At 64.3% G+C, this 19,444-nt stretch carries 13 protein-coding genes; 1 reads left to right on the top strand and 12 read right to left on the bottom strand.

Going from position 1 to position 19,444, the window contains the following annotated elements:
• Positions 1-59: 59 nt before the first annotated feature.
• The 9 genes from AC3G88_RS10010 to imuA form a co-directional block, all read right to left on the bottom strand.
• Complete coding sequence (locus AC3G88_RS10010) at positions 60-350, bottom strand: PAAR domain-containing protein (protein ID WP_488893367.1); 291 nt, start codon at positions 348-350, stop codon at positions 60-62.
• Positions 334-1,641: a hypothetical protein gene (locus AC3G88_RS10005; RefSeq protein ID WP_488893366.1), complete on the bottom strand. Its 1,308-nt coding sequence runs from the start codon at positions 1,639-1,641 to the stop codon at positions 334-336. Before AC3G88_RS10005 ends, AC3G88_RS10010 begins: the two co-directional genes overlap by 17 nt.
• Before the next feature lie 111 nt (positions 1,642-1,752).
• Positions 1,753-2,751, bottom strand: coding sequence for a T6SS immunity protein Tli4 family protein (locus AC3G88_RS10000; protein WP_488772660.1), 999 nt, complete (start codon positions 2,749-2,751; stop codon positions 1,753-1,755).
• A gap of 187 nt (positions 2,752-2,938) precedes the next feature.
• Complete coding sequence (locus AC3G88_RS09995) at positions 2,939-3,937, bottom strand: T6SS immunity protein Tli4 family protein (RefSeq protein ID WP_488772661.1); 999 nt, start codon at positions 3,935-3,937, stop codon at positions 2,939-2,941.
• Between the two features lie 98 nt (positions 3,938-4,035).
• A complete protein-coding gene (locus tag AC3G88_RS09990; protein WP_488772662.1) occupies positions 4,036-5,934 on the bottom strand; it encodes an esterase/lipase family protein in 1,899 nt (632 codons plus the stop codon).
• A 38-nt stretch (positions 5,935-5,972) separates the two neighbouring features.
• Positions 5,973-8,468, bottom strand: coding sequence for a type VI secretion system Vgr family protein (locus AC3G88_RS09985; protein ID WP_488772663.1), 2,496 nt, complete (start codon positions 8,466-8,468; stop codon positions 5,973-5,975).
• Between the two features lie 226 nt (positions 8,469-8,694).
• Positions 8,695-12,126 carry an error-prone DNA polymerase gene (locus AC3G88_RS09980; protein WP_488893365.1) on the bottom strand — a complete coding sequence of 1,144 codons (3,432 nt, stop codon included), beginning with the start codon at positions 12,124-12,126 and terminating at the stop codon, positions 8,695-8,697.
• Between the two features lie 18 nt (positions 12,127-12,144).
• Positions 12,145-13,716 (bottom strand): Y-family DNA polymerase, encoded by a 1,572-nt coding sequence (locus AC3G88_RS09975; RefSeq protein ID WP_488772665.1) that lies wholly within the window; start codon positions 13,714-13,716, stop codon positions 12,145-12,147.
• The gene (gene imuA / locus AC3G88_RS09970) at positions 13,649-14,533 is read right to left on the bottom strand and encodes a translesion DNA synthesis-associated protein ImuA (protein ID WP_488772667.1); all 885 of its coding nucleotides are present in this window, start codon (positions 14,531-14,533) and stop codon (positions 13,649-13,651) included. Before imuA ends, AC3G88_RS09975 begins: the two co-directional genes overlap by 68 nt.
• A 223-nt stretch (positions 14,534-14,756) precedes the next feature.
• On the opposite strand from imuA, the gene AC3G88_RS09965 reads away from it, so the two are divergent.
• Positions 14,757-15,080, top strand: a complete 324-nt coding sequence (locus AC3G88_RS09965; protein ID WP_400392838.1) for a hypothetical protein — start codon at positions 14,757-14,759, stop codon at positions 15,078-15,080.
• A gap of 52 nt (positions 15,081-15,132) precedes the next feature.
• Here the strand turns inward: AC3G88_RS09965 and AC3G88_RS09960 are convergent, their stop codons facing one another.
• The 3 genes from AC3G88_RS09960 to AC3G88_RS09950 all read right to left on the bottom strand — a co-directional run bounded on the left by AC3G88_RS09960 (position 15,133) and on the right by AC3G88_RS09950 (position 19,439).
• Positions 15,133-15,630, bottom strand: a complete 498-nt coding sequence (locus AC3G88_RS09960; protein ID WP_488772668.1) for a DUF1579 domain-containing protein — start codon at positions 15,628-15,630, stop codon at positions 15,133-15,135.
• Between the two features lie 221 nt (positions 15,631-15,851).
• The gene (locus AC3G88_RS09955; protein ID WP_488772669.1) at positions 15,852-16,217 is read right to left on the bottom strand and encodes a DUF2880 domain-containing protein; all 366 of its coding nucleotides are present in this window, start codon (positions 16,215-16,217) and stop codon (positions 15,852-15,854) included.
• A gap of 105 nt (positions 16,218-16,322) precedes the next feature.
• On the bottom strand, positions 16,323-19,439 hold the full coding sequence (locus AC3G88_RS09950; RefSeq protein WP_488772670.1) for an efflux RND transporter permease subunit: 3,117 nt from the start codon (positions 19,437-19,439) through the stop codon (positions 16,323-16,325).
• Positions 19,440-19,444 lie beyond the last annotated feature (5 nt).

The following is a 19,444-nucleotide window of genomic DNA, read 5'->3' as shown; positions in this document are numbered from 1 at the left end:
TCAAAGGCGAGAAGGGGCGGCTTGTGGAAAATTCTGGAAGCACTACGATCACGCGTCTGTCATACATCCGTGTATGAGCCATATTGGGACGGAATCAGCAGAGGACTTGGCGAACAGCCACACGCGCAAATATCGTCGCTCAATGCCGCCTCCCTACCGTTCTGGTCCCGCATCGAGTGGCGCGGCCCCTGACATGCGATGCGCCCGACCGTCTTGCATTGCGGACAACAGACCGGATCGCCCTCGTAGGCTTGCTCGCGGCCACCCAGCGTATCGCGGGCGTCTCCGCCCAGCACGGTTCCGCCGGACGACGTGGCATCTCCCCGCAAAATGTCATAGCGTCTGGTCATTGCGATCGTTTCGTGAAGGTTCTGTGTCCGGCCTACCATGTGCCGGGTTATCGCGCCTGATCACGGCGCAGTCAACGCTGGTGCCCTGACCCGCCATGACGACTTGCCTTGCAGTCGCGTCCGTCAGTGTCGCAGCAGCACAAGACAGGGCGAGCCATCCGGCAGCAACCCCTGCGTGACCCACGGTTTGGTCGAGATCCGTGGCATGGAGCGCCATACCGAGCTTCATCGTCGCCTGTCGCAGCGCCCCCGCCTGGGTGGCATCGAGCCCGGCTTGCCATGCGCCGGCCAACTCGCCGGCCCAGATTCCGGCCCAACGCAGTGCGTGGGAATACGCTTCCTGGGGTTCCATCACCAGACCGCGCACCGGGCGGTGCAGACTCGCAGCACGGTGAATGCCATGCTTGTGTGCCAGCGCATCGGGCATCAACAACACGGCAACGCCTGCCTCTGCCGATCCATCGGGCAGCGACGCATGCAGTACGGGACGAAGCTGAACGCTGACGAACAACGTTGCACGCGGCTCGCCGCCTGCGAGCAATCGGTCCAGCCATCGGTCGAGCGCCATCAGGTCATCTGGCAACGCCGGGGTCTCCAGCGACGCAGCTCGCGCGAACCTTGCGCCCCAGCATTCGTCCCACAGCCGCCTATTCTGTTCGAGCGGCAACGCGTTGACGACGTGCAAGCGCACGTCGAGTGGGACTGCCAACGGCAACGCCTCGATGCGGGGCGCCAGTTCGGCCAGCAACTGGTCCAATAGCCACGGCGTCAACAGACTTGCACGCTTGAAGTCTGCATTGATGGTTCCCGGCGCCATCGGCACGCCGGCCACATCGAACCATCGCGCCTTGACCGGCGCGGTGTCGTAGGCGACAGACTTTTGTGTCTTGAGGCGCAACGTACCCTCCCGTACGCCATCGGCGGCATTCTGACTGGAATCCGCCGAAAGCCGGTGCGCGGCGCCAATCAACGCCAGCGGGATGCTTGCGGCACTGAACACCTGTTCTTTGAAAGCGACGACGGCGGCATTTCGCATCTCTGCATCGAGCCTGTTCGATTCATGGCGCGCAAACCGGCGCAGGACGACGAATGCCGGCATGGCAACCGGGAAGAGGATCAACGTTGCCCAGAATCGCCAGGTGTCCGTAGGCATGCCATCGGGCCAAAGCAGCAGGACGGCGGCCACGCCCACCAGGACGGCGGCAACAAACAGCACACCCCAGAGCCGCAAAGATGGGGGCTTTTCCTCAAACGTCTCTTCTGAAGGCAGCAAGGAGAAATCGACGGCCATATCAACTATCCGGTGCATTAGCGGAATGACTGGCAACGTTTGTGCCGAACGAAAGCGTCTGCCGTTTTCTTCCGCTGTCCTTGCTGCTGCGTCCACCCGAATCGCGATGCATCAAAGTGCTCCAGGCCGCAGGCGGAAACTGTCGAGCAATGTATCCCAGGCCTGAAGGGCGCCGGCTTCGTCTACGGGGGAGGTGGCCAGTTCTGCCGGAAAGTCCTCGCTGGGCTCGGCACCCAGGTCCAACTGGATTTCCGTGTATGGCCGGCCATGATCATCCTCGGTGCCCGGCGCCATCAGATGGAAGCGAAACACCTCGACACCATCCTCCTTCATCGACAGCAACACTTCCTCGGCCTGCATCCCGGCGAACTCACGTTTGCGCTCGCGCAGCACCTTCACTTTGCTGAGCAGCAGGCGGCCATCCAACTCCCGGCGCAGGTCGGGGACGGTCTTTAGCAGGGAGGCTTGCTGATCGATGTCAAATGAGTTACGCATTGTGATGATGAACGTTGCAGGGCGGCCAGGCATCAGCAGGATGGTTTGATCGACAGATTCGGTGCTGCGGGCCACGCCGCCAATTAGCGCACCTTTGATACAAAAGCCTCGTTCGGTTGGAACAGACCAGTCTTCGCGATAGCTTGTCTGGCGGTACCAGTCACTATCGTCGCGAAGCACTCGCTGAATAGCAGTTCTTCCCAGCAGACCGGATAACGTCAATTGCGTCGTAGCAGCAAGAATGTACCCTTCACCCTGAAAAACGTCTTTCGGAACGTCTTCATCCTTCTTGAAGACAAACAACCGCGACTGAGGCGATGGTGACGCCATTGTTTCCAGCCATGGAGCGCTAGTCTCGATGTCCATGGATTTCAACCCCTTAGCCAGCATTTCCTTGTAAGGGATGGTGTACGTCCGTTTTCTGCTTCTAAACTCTGCCTCTTTCGCTTCGACCATACGCATAAACGTGTGCTGACTTACGTTTTGCCTTATTGCGATGTCATTGCCGGCATACGTGTACTTCTCATACGACATGCTGCTCTCTGCCGGCCTGTCGAAAATCATTCGTCCAATACACCATGGTTTCAAGTTGGCAATTACTGGATTCTCTTTCATATTTGTCTCGATGGATCGGTAAGGAGCACAAGCGCTCAATCCCACCGCAAAGATCGCCATGATGAGGCGGAGTATGTATGCTGCCGTGCATGAACTTCTCATGAGCGGCCCTCCTTCTTCGCTTTATGGACTGCCAGTGCCACGCTGTAGAGCGTGGCCCACCGCGTCCGACCCAACACCCAACGCATCAAAGTGCTCCAGGCCGCAGGCGGAAACTGTCGAGCAATGTGTCCCAGGCCTGAAGGGCGCCGGCTTCATCTACGGGGGAGGTGGCCAGTTCTGCCGGAAAGTCCTCGCTGGGCTCGGCACCCAGGTCCAACTGGATTTCCGTGTATGGCCGGCCATGATCATCCTCGGTGCCCGGCGCCATCAGATGGAAGCGAAACACCTCGACACCATCCTCCTTCATCGACAGCAACACTTCCTCGGCCTGCATCCCGGCGAACTCACGTTTGCGCTCGCGCAGCACCTTCACTTTGCTGAGCAGCAGGCGGCCATCCAACTCCCGGCGCAGGTCAGGGACGGCCTTGAGCAGGGAGGCTTGCTGATCGACGTCGAGGGATGCGCGCATGGTGACGATAAAGGTGGCAGGGCGCCCCGGCATCAGCAGGAATGTCTGATCAACCCAGCCGGTACTCACGGGAGGCCCGCCGATCAGCGCACCTTTCACGCAATACCCTCGCTCGGTGGGCACTGACCAGTCTTCGCGGTATTTGGTTTGTCGAAACCATTCGCTATTTCTGTGAAGAACTTGCTGCACTCCGGTTTTACCGAGCAAGCCCTTCACTGTTAGCTGAGTGTTCCCAGCCAGAATGTATCCCTCCAGGTTGAATGCCTCGAAGATTTCGTCTGCGCTCTCTTTGTAAATGAATATCCGAGAATCTCGGGATGGTGAGTCCGCCCGTTCCAACCCCGGAATGTCCGTTTCAACCCACATCGATTTCAGCCCTTTTTCAACTTTTTCCTTGTAGGGGATCAGCGTGGTACGCTTCATTGCTTTTAGCTTCTGATCACGAAGTTCTACCAAACGTTGAAAAGTCAGCGCATTTACATTAAGTTTTATTTCGATATCATTCCCGGCATATCGATATTTCTCATAAGACATACTGCTATTAATGGGGCGATCAAATACCATTCTCCCTATACACCATGGGCGAGGGTTGGAAATGACAGGATTTTCTTTCATGATTGACTCCGGAAGACTAGTTTTAACGCAGGCCGACAACGTGCCCACGAACACGAGTAAACTTAGGCGCTGCACATACGGTGAAAGGAGACTTATAGTCATTGGCTGCACCCTCCCTTGATCTTGTGAACGGCCTGCGCCACGCTATAGAGCGTGGCCCATCGCGTCCACGGATGCCTGAAGCTGAATTGGTGTTCGTAACCCTTCTGCCTGAATGCCATTTGCACGCCTTGAGCCGCCTGGCCCGCCACTTCCGGAATAAGCCCCCGCGCTTGCGCTTCTGAAGACCACGCGGGCACAGTGCCATCGCCGGGTATGACACCGCTGTCCTTGACGCCGTCGTTCCGCAGGTCCGCCTGACGCATCTCCTTCCACACGGTCAAGACGACAAGTTGTCCACGCACACGCAGCTTCAGTTTGCCTTTGTGATCGTCTTCCTCTAACTCCGCACGCTTCAGTTCTTCCGGCGAGACATCGTCGGGAATATCGCCTTGCCAGATCACTTTCCCGAAGGTCAATAGCTCGCCCTCCGGCTTGCTAATCTCAACCTTTTGCAGTTCTCCGCCGGCATTGACTGGGGAAGGTTCCAGTGCTCCGCTTCCGAACATTGCGTAAGTATTGGGGTGGTAGGCACTCGCCAGGGCTTCCTGCCTGCGCACCACGGCCGCGATAACATTCTTGTAATAGACGTGGACGGACATATTATGTTTTTCCCTTTTCAAATACTCCGCCACCACCCCCGCCGGATCCAGCAGCTTTGGATCCGGCAATAACCCATACCACGCATCGCTGACATACAGATCCTCCAACGCACTCGTCTCCGGAAACCGCAATCGTTCACGCCCCTTGGCATCCACCACGATCCACCACGGCTCTCCGTTGTTGTAATCGGGCATGGGTGCCAACTCCATCGGCCCTTGCGCATAGCTGGCCACTGCAATAAATTCGCGGGCATTGGCGCCGAACAGGCTCTGATTGATGAACCGTTCCAGCCCACTTCTACCCTCGCCGCCAGCACGGAATCGCCTGGCAAACACGGGGGCGCCCGTGGCCGGCTGGGCGCCATGCAGCACGGCAAGCATGTCGTCGGCGCCGCCGCATAGCACGGCAGCCATGCGCGCCACCAAACCACCCATCGAATGGGTAACGATGATGGCCTTGTCCGTGTGGTTCTCTCTGCAAATTTCCCGGATGCCCATGATGCGTGTCTTCTTCTTTCGCCTCTTGTCCTCGAAGTCGACCCCATCGAGTACGTCCCTGGCCGACAGTTCGTTCGATTGCAGAAAGTTGTAGCCAATCGCATACACCGGGTATCGATAGCTGACAAAGGTCTTGAATACTTCGGAATCCAGTGTCAGGGCTTCACCGGCGCCGTACCCACCGTATTCCGACGGGTGGGTACCCAGTACCGGCTTCAGGGCCGACTTCTCTCCGTCTTCGCTTCCATTCGCCCACTCGCCAATGGGCTCGCCATACTGCATTGGCTTGTTCAGCGCCCCCTGCAACCATTTCAGCGTCGGTTGGTAGCTCCAGCGATGCAGGGTGCTCCAGCCACGCCGGCGTGCTTCTGCGGCGTCGATCCCGAGCTTGGCTTCATCGATGGAAATCAAGGGACCACGAGGGTCCACTACCGCGGGCTCTGGATCGAAGCGGGCGGCGCGCGAGGCGGCGCCCCGAAGCCACCCGCGCAACACGGCGAAGAACGCGGCAAAGCCGGAAGCAACTCCGTCCATGTTGGGTGGGTACCAGACTTCGCGGCCATTCTGACTATTCGCCAACAAACTCCCCATCACCCCCGGCAGAAAAATGACCGGTATGGGCGTTCGCGGATCGCAGTGAATCTCCTTGACGCACCGATCACTGTCAGGCGTAAGCACGGCGGACGCTATTGGCGTGCCGTCGAAGTCAAGGCCGGTGGGGAGCCGGACGGTCTGGCTGCCGCCGTCATGCGACACATCGGCTGGCGCTTGCGGATCGGTGCTTTGCGGACTATCCATCGTTCAAATAGAAGAAGGGTGACAGTCGGGCAGGCGGTTCACGCCTTGCCCGCCTTAGGAAGAATCCGAATCCTGATGCGCTCGACATCCTGGTTCTTCTGGACGGAAGTCCTGCCGGATGCATCGGTCACGCCTGCGATTCGCGACCCGTCGTCGCGCAGGATCTCGTAAGGGTGGTCCCTCAACGGGTCCCCTGTGATCTCGTTACGGAGCACGTAGGCGTCGTTGAAGGCCGTCCTGGACATTTCGTTCATCGACTGCGCCAGCGAAGCCGGCCCCTGCCGCGCCATGCCATTGGATCGGATCGTGCGTTCCCCGCGCGTTCCGTCTTCAATGCCAGTCGCAGACATGCGGAGATACGAGCCCCCGCACTTGAGCAGCAACTCATCCTTGGCCTCGATCACGACCCGCCCGTTGGCGCTGGTGACAGTGATGTTCTGGTCCGCCATCAGTCGCATTTCGTCACGCTGCGCCTGTATCTCCACCTTGCCCCTGGCGGCGAACAGCTTGATGCCCAGTCGTTGGGCGAACATGGAGATACGCTCTCCCGCCGCCACCGTGAATCGCTTGATCGCACTCACGTCGACATGGTTCGTGGCCGTCGCAATCAAATTTTCGTTGGCCGAAAGTTGAAGATCGGCGCCCGACGCCAGCGCCATGCCGGCTGGCGCGGTGGCCAGCAGCCCGGCGCGTTTGAGCTGGTCCAGCGTATCGTCCAGCAGGGCCCTTTGGCGGGCGCAGTCCGTTGCCTCCGCTTGCGCCGTCCTGGCCGCTTCCGCCAGCGCTTCGCTAGACTGCAGCGCCTGCTGCAGCAGGCCCCGGACCCGCTCCATCTCCAGTTGCTGCCCGCTCGCCGCGGGCTGATCGTCCGCCGAGATCAGCACACCCTTGCCTGCACGGATGGCGCCCCACCCTGACGTCCTCAGTTCAAAACCATCCCCGCGTTGCTTGCTGTCCGCATCGACGAGGTATCCAAGGTTGAGCTGGCTCTTGCCGCCGTATTCCGTCGACAGCTTGATGCCCTCATGGCCCTCCCAATCGTCCATGCGCAGCTTGTTGTTGCGCTGGGTACGGATGACATTGCGCGATGGCCATCGGCCCTCATGGGTAATGAGGTCCGGGTGCACGCTGTTGTGCAGGGCGTGCGCGATGTAAGGACGGTTCGGATTACCGTCGTGGAAGGCGATGGCGACCTCGGTACCATCGAGCAGCGGAAAGTGAAAGCCGGTCTTCAGACCGCCTGCGAAAGGCTTGGCCAGTCGCAGCGGCACGCTTTCGCCGCCTTTGCGCCATGCGTCGAAATCGAAGTCGAAGCGGACAACGTAGCGCCCCTCCCCGGTCAGATAGGCGTACTTGTACCGGTCTGGCGCGCTGATCCTGCCGCTCAGCGTACCGGCGATGCGCGGCCACTTTCTTTCGTCGATCGGCAGACGATAGCGCCGACCCGACGGAATGGCCTTGTACGTGTTGCGATAAGCCTGGTCTCGCCCACCCTTGTGAATGACCTCAGTAACAACCTGTCCGTGCGGCGCATCGGGTAGCACCGCATCCATGCGCAGGATGCGTGCGGGGCAGAGTTCCAGGACGTTGCTCTCACCCTCGTAGACGATCTGGCCGGCCAGTGCCGCTTCATGACGAAGCTGCGCCTCCCATCTGGCACCTTTCCAGTCCAGGTGATGGGTGCCGAAGACATAGGGCTGACCGTAGTTTCCCTTGTCATTGAAAGCGAGATTGGCCTCGTCCCTTAACCGCTCGTAGGCATGGTCCGGGTTGTAATCGGCGGCCATGAATGACGCCGCCACGGTCCGCGCATGGGTCTGCAGCGAAAACACGGTCTCGGCGCCAGATTCCAGACCGGCCGTCTCGCGATACGGCACATGCAGCGCCGGCTGGTAGATGTAGTGGTCGATATCATCGGCGATGGTAAAGACCTCGCCAAGATGGGTACCGAACCGGCTCGGCACGAAGTAGCTGTACAGCCCTTCCTGCTCCATGAGCAGCCGGACGAAATCCCAGTCCGTCATCTGGTACTGAAGCCGGAACTTGTGCTCGGGATATTCGCGACGCGTCCGGAACGCGAACTGGTGGCCTTCCAGGCCGTGGCGCCGCAGGATGGACTCGATGATCTGCAGTGCCGTCTTCTGCTGGTAGATGCGACTGGCCGTGGTCAATTCAAGCAAGGCCACCGTGGGCCTGAGCTCCATTTCGTAGGCACAGAAATCGCGGGTGGTCCTGGTTCGCGAGAATTGCGAGATCCAGCCGGAGAACAGGCGCGGCACCGATCCGTCCGCTGGCGTCACCCTGAACGTGGCCGGCTTGCGCAGGTAATTCTCGCGCACCAGTCCCAGCGGATGTGTCAGCACCGCCTTGAGGCGATAGGGCTCGCCCAGACGTTCAGTGGCTTCGAATGACACCACTGACAATGCCGCGGCATCCGGTGCGGCGGGAACGTCGAGATGATAGGACTGCCGCCCCGTCAACGCGCCTTGCAGCGCCCTGCCAACCGTAGTGAGCGTATCCACGACACCAGCCATGTTCCCTGCTCCGTGATTTGAGACGAACCCTGCGAACGGGAGGCGGCACACAAGCCACGCACCTCGCGGCGCACGTTATCCGGTTTCAAACCAGCGGGGAATATTGGTGTTGCGTTCTCTACAGCTAACTCAAACGAAATCCTGAAATCAATTTTTGCCGATATACGGAGCCGAAATTCATCGGTAGCGGCTTGTCCGCGCCATCGCCAGTCGGAACATTCCGATGTCAATGAAAATCCCGGCTCCCCACCATCAGCCTGCCCAGCAGCGGGCTCAGGTCCACCAGCTCCTGGGCCACCAGGTGCTTCACGTCGCCCTGCCGTTGCCAGGTGCCGATCACGCCCAGCAGCGTGGCGCCCAGTACCTCCTTGCGCTGGCGTTCGACCAGGTCGGGCCAGATGATCACGTTGATCGATCCGGTTTCGTCCTCGATGGACGTGAAGATCGTGCCGCTCGCAGTGGAGGGGCGCTGGCGCACCGTCACGATGCCGCAGGCCCGCACGCGGCGGCCGTTGCCCAGCCGTGACAGCTGCTGCGCGGTGATGTACTTGAGCGCGGTCAGCCGGCGTCGCAGCAGCGTCAGCGGGTGGCATTTCAGTGACAGGCCCAGGCTCGCATAGTCGGCCGCCACGTCCTCGCCGATCTTCGGTTCGGGCAGCGCCAGCGCCAGTTCCTGGGGCGGCGCCTCGTGCAGCAGGTCGCGATGCGCGGTCTGCACCGCCGCGCCGCGCGCATGCCAGCGTGCCTGGCGCCGATGGCCGGCCAACGACACCAGCGCGTCGGCCGCGGCCAGCACGTCGATATCGTGGGCATCGAGCCGCGCGCGGCGCGCCAGGTCTTCCACGCTCTCGAAGGGCCGTTCGGCACGCGCGGCCTCGATGCGCAGCGCGGCGGCCTCGCGCATGCCCTTCACGCGATTCATGCCCAGCCGTACGTCGCGATACGGCCGCCCCGGCCGCTGTGGCTCCAGCGCGCTTTCCCAGCCGCTGACCGTCACGTCCACGGGCAGCGCTTCCACCTTGTGGCGGCGCGCATCCTGCACCAGTTGCGATGCCGAATAGAATCCCATCGGCAGGCTGTTGAGCAGCGCGCACAGGAACGCGTCGGGGTGGTGGCACTTGATCCAGGCGCTCACGTAGACCAGCTTGGCGAAGCTGGCCGCATGGCTTTCCGGGAACCCGTATTCGCCAAACCCCTCGATCTGCTTGCAGATGGCCAGCGCGAAGGCCTCCGGGTAGCCGCGCGACGTCAGCGCACGCACCAGCGCGTCCTGGTGCTTCTTCAGGTCGCCCCGGCGGCGCCACGCGGCCATCGAGCGGCGCAGCTGGTCGGCCTGGCCCGGCGTGAAACCGGCCGCCTCGATGGCCAGCTGCATGACCTGTTCCTGGAAGATCGGAATACCCAGCGTGCGGCCCAGCACACGACGGATCACGTCGTTGAAGTAGGTGGGCAGCTTGCCCGTGCGGCGCAGGTCCTCGCGCCGCTTCAGGTAGGGATGCACCATGCCCCCCTGGATCGGCCCCGGCCGCACGATCGCCACTTCCACCACCAGGTCGTAGTACTGGCGCGGCTGCAGGCGCGGCAGCATCGACTGCTGCGCGCGCGATTCGATCTGGAACACGCCGATGGTGTCGGCCTTGCAGATCATCGCGTAGGTGGCATCGTCGGTCTCGGGCAGGTCTTCCATGCGCGTGGGCAGGCCCGCGCGATCGGGCTCGGGATTCGGGATCATCGCCAGCGCACGCCGGATGGCGGTCAGCATGCCCAGCGCCAGCACATCCACCTTGAGCAGGCCCAGCGATTCCAGATCGTCCTTGTCCCACTGGATCACGCTGCGATCCTTCATGGCGGCATTCTCGATCGGCACAAGCCGCGACAGCTTGTGCCGGGCGATCACAAAGCCGCCCACGTGCTGCGACAGGTGGCGCGGAAAGCCGCGCAACTGCTCGGTCAGGCTGGCCCATTGCCGCACGGCCGGCGAATCGGGGTCCAGCCCGTAGCGGGATATCCGCTCGATGAATTCGGTGCCGCCGTCCCACCACGCCTGGCCCTTGACCACGTGCTCCACCACGCTCGGGTCGATGCCCAGCGCGCGCCCCACGTCGCGCAACGCGCTGCGCGACCGATAGGTGATCAGCGACGCCGCCAGCGCGGCACGGTGGCGGCCGTACTTGTCGTAGATGTACTGGATGACTTCCTCGCGCCGCTGGTGCTCGAAGTCGACGTCGATATCGGGCGGCTCGTCGCGCTCGCGCGACAGGAAGCGCCCGAACAGCAGGTTGGCCTGCTCGGGGCTGACCTCGGTGATATGCAGGCAGTAGCAGACCAGTGAATTGGCCGCCGAGCCGCGTCCCTGGCACAGGATGCCCAGCTTGCGCGCATGGCTGACGATGTCGTAGACGGTCAGGAAGAATGGCTCGTAGCGCTTCTCTTCGATCAGTTCCAGCTCGCCTTCGAGCTGCTTTTCCCATTCGGGCTCCATGCCGTGCGGGAATCGTTCGTCGATGCCCTTGCTGACCGCCTGCCGCAGATAGCCGATCGGCGTCAGCCCGTCGGGCACCAGTTCCTCGGGATATTCGTAGCGCAACGTGTCGAGCGAAAACCGGCACTGGTCGGCGATCTGCAGCGTGCGCGCCAGCGCCTCGCGCGGATAGAGCCGCGACAGCACCTGCCGCATGCGCAGGTGGGCTTCGGCATTGGGCGCCAGTGCCATGCCGCAGGCCGGCAGCGGCTGGCCCAGCCGGATGGCGGTCAGCACGTCGGACAGCGGCTTGCGCGACCGCACATGCATGTTGACCGCCCCGGTGGCCACCAGCGGCACGCCGGTATCGCGCGACACCTGCTGCAGGCGTTCGCGGTGCAACGCTTCGGCATGGCCCTGCAGCAGTTCCAGCGCGATCGATACGCGGTCGCCAAACACGTCGCGGCACCATCGCGCCTGTGCGCGCAACACCTCGGCATCGGCGCAGTAGTCGGGCAGCAGGATCGCCAGGCAATCGGGCATGCCGCGCAAGTGATGCACGTCGGGCTGTGGATCGGCGATATCGGACGGATACAGCACGTAGCTGCCCTTGTCGGCGCGCCGGCGCCCGAGCGTGATGAACTCGCTGAGATTGCCAAAGCCCTCGCGGTTCTGCGCCAGCAGCACCAGGCGGGGCGGCGGCATGGTGTCGCCCGGGGCCGCCGTCAGCGTGAAGCGGCTGCCGATGATCAGGTTGAACGCGTCGGCCGCGGCGGCCAGCGTTTCAAGCATCGCGTGCCGGCGTGCCGCGGCATCGGGGTCTTCGCCGAAGTCGACCGGCGCCCCTTCCTCATCGCCACCCTCGCCCCCCTCCTCGTCGTCTTCCTCGACGAAGGCCACGATGTCCTCCACATCGTCCACGTCGCCCGCACCCTGCCCCGCCGCCAGGCGCCGCGCGCTGCGGGCCACGGCTTCCCACATGTCCTCGCGCAAGACCTTGATGGCGTGGTGCGCGCGGGCGGTGCCGGCCACCGAACACTCGTCGGTCAGCGCCAGGCCGCTGTAGCCCAGCTGGAACGCGCGGGAAATCAGTTCCTGCGGATGCGACGCGCCAGTCAGGAACGTGAAGTTGGAAATGCAGTGCAGCTCGACATAGTCGGGCAACGACGGCAACAGGGAAGACAATCCGGGCAACATCGCCAAGCTCCGGGGCGCTCAGGCAAACAGGCCGTGCAGGAACCAGCGGTATTCGCCGCCGTCTTCCTGCCCGTCGCGCATGGGGCGGCCGGGGCGTTCGCGATAGACCCAGCAGCGCAGCCCGTCGGCGCGTTCGGCAATGAAATAGTCGCGCGTGGCCAGGCCGCCATCCCACCAGCCGGCCTCGATGCGCTCGGGGCGCGTCAGCATGACCAACGGCCCCTGGTACACGGGACGGTGCTTTTCCACACGCAGCGGCTGGGGCGCTTCCAGCAGCCAGAGCGGCCGCTCCGGCGGCAAGGCGCCCGTGGCCGGCGCGCGCGCGGGCGTCTCGCCCACCGGGCACCACTGGTTGGCGCGCTCGGGACGATGGTCGGCCAGCGGCTGTGGCTGCAGCACGTTGTCGCGGCCCAGCCGGGCAACCAGCGTATCGATCAGCCGGCCCAGCTCGGCCGGTTCGGCGCCGGGCTCCGGAAACAGCGAATCGCTCTGCGGCACGCAGGTTTCCATCGTCTCCACGCGCAGTCCCAGGCCGCCTACGGGCGCATGAAAACGCACCTTGTCGAGCTTCTCGCGCAGCAGCTTCGACAGATGCACGGGGTCGCGGCTCGGCTGCGCCAGCGCCAGCGGCACCGGCGTGCTGTCGGTGTCCTCACCCAGCCGGTAGCGTTCGTGCTCCAGCACCAGCACGCAGCGCGTCACGCCGGCCTGCTGCGCCGCCAGCCAGCCCGACAGCGCCAGCAGCAGCCGCTGCGCCCCGGCCAGCACGCCTTCGGCCGATTCGATGCGGCCCGGCAGCTCCATGCGTTGTGCAAACGCGGGCGGCGCTTCGAACCATGCAAAGCCCGAAGGGGCGTTGCCATAGGCCTGGTCCAGCCGCGCCAGCAGTTCGGTGCCGATACGGCGCGACAAACCCGCGCGCGGCAGCTGCCGCACCTGTCCAAGCGTATGGCAGCCCACGCCTTCGAGCCAGTCCGGATCGGTGTACGCCTGCAGGCAGGTCACGGGCAGGCGGTCCAGCAGGCGCATCATGCGCGGCGCCTGCACCGCGCGCCGGGCCGGCCGGACGATGCCGCGCGGCGTCTTGCGCAGCGGCTGGCGCGCCAGCCATGCCGCGCCCTGCGCCGTGGTGCCGCTGCCAACCTGCACGAACGTGCCCAGTTGCCGCACGCGGGCGCGGATCGCCCGGCACAGCGCACGATGCCCGCCGAACAGCCGCAGGCTGGCCGTGACGTCGAGCATCACCGTGGCCGATTCGGGTTCCGGGTCGATCGTCACGGCCGGCGTGAAATGCAACAGCGTCAGCGCCACGGATGTCACCAGACCGGTCTCGGCGGCCGGATCGCGTTCAAGCTGCACCACATCGGCCGACAACGCCTGCACGCCGCCGCGCCGCATGCCGTAGCACACGCCCAGCGCCGCGGCCGGGCCATTGGCCAGCACCACGCGCTCGTGCGCCATCACGGCCACCGGCAGTTGCTGCAGCGTACCGTTGCCATGCGCGGCGGGGGTGCCGGCGGGCTCAGGCCAGCTCGGCTGCAGCGCGTCCAGCGGCAGGCGCGGCAGATGCACCGCGATCCAGTACGTCATGGGCAATCGGATCGAGACCCGCCGCGACGGCGGGCGTGGGAACGGCAGGCATGCCCGTGCGCCGGGGCACATGGGCCATGCCTTCGAGGGGCAACAGCAACGGCGTGTCGCGCACCGGGCCGCGCCGCTTGTGGAAGGTGATCGACATCAGGTTGCCCGGCTGCGGCGACAGCGCCAGCCGCAGCACCGCCGGCGACGAGTCGTGCAGCACCCGCATGGGCCGCAGCACCCACACCACGGTATCGCCAGCCTGCGCCAGCACCTGCAGGCGCCGCAGCGCCTCGGGCCGCGCGCCCGCCAGCCACACCAGCACCGCGCCGAACGCCTGGCTGCGCAGCATCTGCTCGGCCGCCCAGAGCATGTCCGTGCGCTGCGAGGCCATCGTGGCGGCCACCGGCGGGCGCACCCAGTAGAGCTGCCGTGCGGGCAGGCGGTCATCGTCCAATCCGCCCGCCAGTCCGCCAGCATTCGGCAGGTAAGGCGGATTGACCAGCGCGATGCGCCGCCCGCCGGCCGCCAGCATGCGCAGCGCCGGCATCAGCAGGCGCAACTCGCCCGCGCCGTCCTGCGTCAGCAGCAGTTCCGTCACCGCACCGGCCGGCCAGCCGCCGCCCGGCAACTCGGCGGTCAGCGCGTCATAGCCGGTCGGACAGACGGGCAGCCGGCCGGCACGGCCCAACTGGCCCGCGCGCCACAGGCCGGGATACCGCTGTTCGAGTTCGCGCACCGATTCGCGGGGCGGCTCGGCCAGCGGGGAGGATGGGGGCGCAGGGTCCTCTGCCAGAAGCGAAGGCTGCCCATGCGGGACGGGGGTCATGATCGGGTTGTCGGCCCACGCGCAGTCGGCGCGGACATAGGAATTCGTCGAATACTGTATGTTTATACAGTATCAGGGCCGGCGCAAGGGGTACGCTATTCAAGTGCCTGAATCGACGCTTACGAAGTGATTTTTGCGTCCTTGCCACACTTCCGGGTGGACGATTGCAAACAAGTGTCAAGTGTCATTGTGAAGTGTCAGGCAGTGCGGAAAAATGCGCGGCATGAAAAGGAATACGCGCGAATGCGTGCATCTGCTGATCGAAGGTTTGCAGCGTCAGGGCCCGGTGCGCCGTGACGGGCTGGCCGACGCCTGCGGCCTGTCCGCCGAGGAGACCACGCGCGCCCTGAAGGCCGCGCGGCAGATGAGCGTGATCGACCATGTGCCCTACGGCCCCGGCACGCCGCCCGCCGCCGTCTTCTATCAGCTGACCGGACGCCAGTTGCCGCCGGCGCGCAAGAGCACGCGAACTCCGCCAGCCCCCGACGACCGCTTCCAGCCGCTGCTGGAAGCCTGGTGGAACAGCAACGAGCTGGACCGGGCCTGATGCAGGCACGCCGCCGGAGGACCGGCGGCGCCGCCACGACGGGGTGTCTCGACTACCTGGCCCGCCGGTAGCGCGCCTGCATGATCTGGACCCACTCGCCGTTGTCGGTCTGCATGAATGACGTCAGCGTGCGGTTGTCGTCGTCCTGAAACGCCATCACATCGCGATACTTCGCCATCTTGCCCGGCACCACGGTGCCATCCGGGCCGAACGCCGGACCATCGGCGCGCAGGGTCAGCGTGTTGCCGTCGGCTTCCAGGTCGCCCTCGTAGACCCACATGTGGGTCATCATCGAACCAATGAAGGTACCCACGAAGTGCCGGCGGGCGGGGTCGTAGCCCAGCGTCATGACCGTCACGGCCGGCCCGCAGCCGGGGAATTCGCCTTCGGAGCGGGTCTGCACCCAGGTGTCGCCAACCTTGCTGACCTGCTCGGGAATCTTCCACTTCTCGGCCGGGCCTTCGGGGCCCATCTGGGCTTCGCCTTCGGCTGTCCAGTTGCCTACCAGCCGGTGCAGCCAGCGGTGTTCCTTGGTGATTTCGACTTGCATGCTTAAGTCTCCGGTGGATAAGTTCAGATCGATATCGCCGTCTTGTGTACAGCGTACACAAATCCTAGGAGATGATCAGAACGATGTCCACATCGGTGTGGCAGCATGACAAAAACTTAATCTTGAGGCGCTCACATCACTTGGGGTGATGGAAGGCGCGTGAGACGGCGTTCAGCGTCGGTGTGGCCGCCCGAGTCGGGTGACCGCCCGCTGCCTGCCTATTACTGCGGCAGGCGAACCTTCGGCACGATGAACTGGTTGCCCGGCGCGCGCATCACGTCGCACTGGGCTTCGCCCTTGCGCGCCTCGCCGGCCTGGTTCACGAATTCGATGCTGCCCACCACGCTGTAGACATCCTCCGCCACGCGGCGCGAGGTGCCTTGCACCCACCGGAACTTGTCGGGGTTCGGCAGCCTGGCCTTGACAGCCTCCATGCAGGCCACTGGCGCCTCGGGCGCTTCCGGCCTGCCGCCACGCTGACCCATTTCGATATTGACCGGTGCATCGGCGGCGGCTGCCACCATCGGCAGTCCGATGGCCACGCAGGCCAGGGCCCGCACGAGCTTGCGGCGCAGGTGTGTTGTCACAGGTGTGTACTCCAGAACGAAAACGGCCGGCACGCGCGATGCATGCCGGCCGGTTGCCATTGTACTGCGGCGAAAATCCCTTACGTCTCTTACGCGCTCACGCCATTACACGGACATGTCGCGCGGTTCGGGCTTGCGGTCGTCGAACCAGCGGTACAGCGTGGGCACCATCACCAGCGTCAGCAGCGTCGACGTAATCAGCCCGCCGATCACCACCACGGCCAGCGGCCGCTGCACCTCCGAGCCCGGGCCGTCCGAGAACAGGAACGGCACCAGGCCCAGCATGGCAATGGTGGCGGTCATCATCACCGGCCGGAATCGCTGGGTGGCGCCGCGCACCACGGCATTGCGCAGCGACATGCCCGACTCGCGGAGCGTGCGGATGTACGACACCAGCACCACCCCGTTCAGCACCGCCATGCCCCACAGCGCGATAAAGCCCACCGAGGCCGGCACAGACAGGTATTCGCCGGTGACGAACAGCCCGATGATGCCGCCGATCGATGCAAACGGCAGCACCGTGATGATCAGCGTGGCAAAACGCAGCGAGTTGAACAGCAGGAACAGCAGGAAGAAGATCGCTGCAATGGTGATCGGCACGATCAGCTTCAGGTGGCCCATGGCGCGCTCCATGTTCTGGAACTGGCCGCCCCACTCGTAGTAGTAGCCCTCCGGCAGCTTGACCCTGGCCTCCGTGGCGGACTGCAGTTCGGCCACGAAGCCACCCAGGTCGCGGTCCTTCACGTTGATCATCACCACCACGCGGCGCTTGGCCATTTCGCGGCTGATCTGCGCCGGGCCATCGCTGACCTCGATCTTCGCCACGCTCTGCAGCGGCACCTGCACGCCATCGGGCGCCTGCACCAGCAACTGGCGGATGGCCTGCACGTTGCCGCGGAACTCCTCCGGCAGGCGTACCACCGCCGCAAAGCGGCGCTCGCCCTCGAAGATGTCCGTGGCGCGCTTGCCGCCGATGGCGATCTCGATGATGTCGTGGATGTCCGACACGTTCAGCCCGTAGCGCGCAATCGCCTGGCGATCGATTTCGATCGACAGGTACTGCTGGCCCGAAATCCGCTCGATACGCACATCCTCCGCACCCTTGATGCCGCCCGCCACGCGCGCGATCTCGCCGGCCAGGCCGCGAAGGCGGTCGAGATCATCGCCAAAGATCTTCACGGCGATATCGGAACGCACGCCGCTGACCATCTCGTCCACGCGGTCCGAGATCGGCTGCGCCATCACGATCTGCACGCCTGGTATGGCCTTGAGCTTTTCGCGGATGGCGTTGGCGATGTCGTCCTGCGTCCAGCCCTCCGGCCACTCGTCGCGGTCCTTGAGGCTGGCGATCGGCGTCGACTCGTTCTGGCCCTGCGGATCGGCCGGGCTTTCGCCACGGCCCACGCCGGACACCACCGACTTCACGCCCGGCACCTCCAGCACCAGCTTGTTGGCCTGCCGTTCCAGCTTGATCGACTCTTCGAGCGAGATGTTCGGCACGCGGTCCAGCGCGGGCACGATCGACCCTTCCTTCATTTCCGGAATGAACGACGTCCCGAGCATCGGCACGATCATCACCGTGGCCACGAACAGGCCCACCGCCGACAGCACTGTCTTCCTGCTGTTGAGCAGCGCCCAGTGCAGCATGCGCAGGTAGTGCCGCTTCATGAACGCGATCACGCGCGTGTCATGCTCGGCACCGCCCTTGAGCAGGTACGACGACAGCACCGGCGACAGCGTCAGCGACAGGAACAGCGAGATGGCCAGCGCAATCGAGATCGTGATGGCCAGCGGCGCAAACATCTTGCCTTCCATGCCCTGCAGCGTCATCAGCGGCAGGAACACCAGGATGATGATGCCCACACCGACGATCACCGGCGTGGCCACTTCCTGCACCGCCTTGACCAGGATCTGGTTGCGGGTCAGCCCCGACTTGTCCGCATGGCCCAGCCGCTCGAACGCGTTCTCGACGACCACCACCGAGCCATCCACCATCAGGCCGATGGCGATGGCCAGCCCTCCCAGCGACATCAGGTTGGCCGACAGCCCGATCCGGTTCATCACCATGAACGTCAGCAACGGCGTCAGCACCAGCGTGGCCAGCACGATGACCGACGAGCGCACGTCCCCCAGGAACAGGAACAGCACGATCACCACCAGCACCACGCCTTCGAGCAGCACCTTGGTGACCGTCCACAGCGCGGCGTCCACCAGTTCGCTGCGGTCGTAGTACGGCACGATCTGCAGGCCACCGGGGATCATGCCCTTCTCGTTGATCTCCGCCACACGCGCCTTGACGCGGCTCACCACCTCCTTGGCGTTGCCGGCGCGCATCATCATCACGATGCCGCCCACGGCTTCGGTCTGGCCGTTCTTGACCACGGCCCCCTGCCGCACCTCGTGGCCGATCGTCACCTGCGCCACGTCGCGCAGGTAGACCGGCGTGCCGTTGATCTCCTTGAGCACGATGCTGCCGATATCGTCCACGCCCTTGGCCAGCCCCACGCCGCGAATCAGGTACTGCTCCGCGTAGTGCGGCAGTACGCCGCCGCCCGAGTTGGCGTTGTTGCGCGCCAGCGCCTGGTACACCTGCTGCAGGCTGACCTCGTAGTGCCGCATGCGCTCCGGGTTGACCAGTGCCTGGTACTGCCGCACGTAGCCGCCCTGCGAGTTGATTTCGGCCACGCCCGGGATCGATCGCAGCAGCGGGCGCACCACCCAGTCCTGCGCGATGCGGCGCTCGGCCAGCTCTTCCTGCGTCAGTTCGCGGTCACCGTCGTCGGGGCGGTCCAGCGTGTACTGGTAGACCTCGCCCAGCCCCGTGGACACCGGCCCCAGCACCGGCGTCACGCCTTCCGGCATGCGGCCGGACACCTCGATCAGCCGCTCCATGACGAGCTGCCGCGCGAAGTACACGTCGGTCTTGTCCGTGAACACGAGCGTGATCAGCGACAGGCCGGCCTTGTTCAGCGAGCGCATCTCTTCGAGTCCGGGCAGGCCCGTCATCGACATTTCGATGGGCACGGTGACAAAGCGCTCCACCTCCTCGGGCGAGCGGCCGGTGGCTTCGGTGGCGATCTGCACCTGGACGTTGGTCACGTCCGGGAAGGCATCGACCGACAGCTTGCCGGCCGCGCGCAGGCCAAAGAAGAACAGCACCACCGCCACCACACACACCACCAGCCGCTGCTTGATCGCGGCCTCCACAAGCGATGTCATCATGGCGG

The sequence above is a fragment of the Cupriavidus sp. 86D6 genome, from assembly GCF_057815095.1.
This window is presented reverse-complemented; position numbering and strand designations above follow the sequence as displayed.

What these genes read in the sequence shown, in the direction of transcription:
- AC3G88_RS09995 (WP_488772661.1), bottom strand. Translation starts at nt 3,937, where the DNA reads ATGAAAGAAAATCCTGTCATTTCCAACCCTCGCCCATGGTGTATAGGG.
- AC3G88_RS09980 (WP_488893365.1), bottom strand. Translation starts at nt 12,126, where the DNA reads ATGTTGCCCGGATTGTCTTCCCTGTTGCCGTCGTTGCCCGACTATGTC.
- AC3G88_RS10010 (WP_488893367.1), bottom strand. Translation starts at nt 350, where the DNA reads ATGACCAGACGCTATGACATTTTGCGGGGAGATGCCACGTCGTCCGGC.
- AC3G88_RS09990 (WP_488772662.1), bottom strand. Translation starts at nt 5,934, where the DNA reads ATGGATAGTCCGCAAAGCACCGATCCGCAAGCGCCAGCCGATGTGTCG.
- AC3G88_RS09985 (WP_488772663.1), bottom strand. Translation starts at nt 8,468, where the DNA reads ATGGCTGGTGTCGTGGATACGCTCACTACGGTTGGCAGGGCGCTGCAA.
- AC3G88_RS10000 (WP_488772660.1), bottom strand. Translation starts at nt 2,751, where the DNA reads ATGAAAGAGAATCCAGTAATTGCCAACTTGAAACCATGGTGTATTGGA.
- imuA (WP_488772667.1), bottom strand. Translation starts at nt 14,533, where the DNA reads ATGACCCCCGTCCCGCATGGGCAGCCTTCGCTTCTGGCAGAGGACCCT.
- AC3G88_RS10005 (WP_488893366.1), bottom strand. Translation starts at nt 1,641, where the DNA reads ATGGCCGTCGATTTCTCCTTGCTGCCTTCAGAAGAGACGTTTGAGGAA.
- AC3G88_RS09960 (WP_488772668.1), bottom strand. Translation starts at nt 15,630, where the DNA reads ATGCAAGTCGAAATCACCAAGGAACACCGCTGGCTGCACCGGCTGGTA.
- AC3G88_RS09965 (WP_400392838.1), top strand. Translation starts at nt 14,757, where the DNA reads ATGAAAAGGAATACGCGCGAATGCGTGCATCTGCTGATCGAAGGTTTG.
- AC3G88_RS09975 (WP_488772665.1), bottom strand. Translation starts at nt 13,716, where the DNA reads ATGACGTACTGGATCGCGGTGCATCTGCCGCGCCTGCCGCTGGACGCG.
- AC3G88_RS09950 (WP_488772670.1), bottom strand. Translation starts at nt 19,439, where the DNA reads ATGATGACATCGCTTGTGGAGGCCGCGATCAAGCAGCGGCTGGTGGTG.